Source organism: Arenibacter sp. S6351L, assembly GCF_023016025.1.
Classification (GTDB): domain Bacteria; phylum Bacteroidota; class Bacteroidia; order Flavobacteriales; family Flavobacteriaceae; genus Arenibacter; species Arenibacter algicola_B.
Genome location: NZ_JALKBB010000100.1, coordinates 1 through 653, shown reverse-complemented (window position 1 = coordinate 653; position 653 = coordinate 1). Strand labels below are relative to the sequence as shown.

At 36.8% G+C, this 653-nt stretch carries 1 protein-coding gene; it reads right to left on the bottom strand.

Going from position 1 to position 653, the window contains the following annotated elements; all coding sequences use genetic code 11:
• Positions 1-144: 144 nt before the first annotated feature.
• The gene (locus tag MWU82_RS24065) at positions 145-351 is read right to left on the bottom strand and encodes a hypothetical protein (protein WP_247098300.1); all 207 of its coding nucleotides are present in this window, start codon (positions 349-351) and stop codon (positions 145-147) included.
• Between the last annotated feature and the right edge of the window lie 302 nt (positions 352-653).

The window sequence follows — 653 nt, the reverse complement described above, 5'->3', positions numbered from 1 at the left end:
GAGTGCTTTTTAATTTTTTTGTTGCTTCCATGGCTACTCTCAATCGAGAAAAACGATTGACCGCCATACGCAACAAAACATACACCCCAGACGTTGTGCTGTAATAGGGCATCGAGCCCCGCAATCAAACCAGTAAAATAAAAACTACACTTTTACAGAAGGTAGCGCCATCCAATAGTATATTTCATCCTGACTTATTTGTAAAAATTCGTCATTTGTAGTACACTCTACAAACTTTTGGTCTTGGTAATTAGAAGGCATTGTCCAACTTCTACCATCAGTAGTTTTCACGCTTATAATTACAGTTTGGTACTCATTCGGAGATTGTTGATTAACATCTATCCATTCCATAGGTTTTTATTTTAATAGTTTAAAAGATTGCTTTAATTACAGCACAACGGTCAAGGTAGAATACGCCTTGGCGATGTACCGCGTTTATTTATTCAGTTAATTACTAATCGCTGCCCAACTACAGACAACACAGTTTAAATGCCATAAGGCGTATTTCATCGTGCCTATTGTAAGGTGTGAAAAACACCTTACGGCACTTACACCTTGACCGTTGGCAATAATTTAATAGATGGACAGGAATTACTCATTGGCACTTTTAATCTTATCTTTTTTAGTGCTGATCGGTTGTGAAAAAAAATACT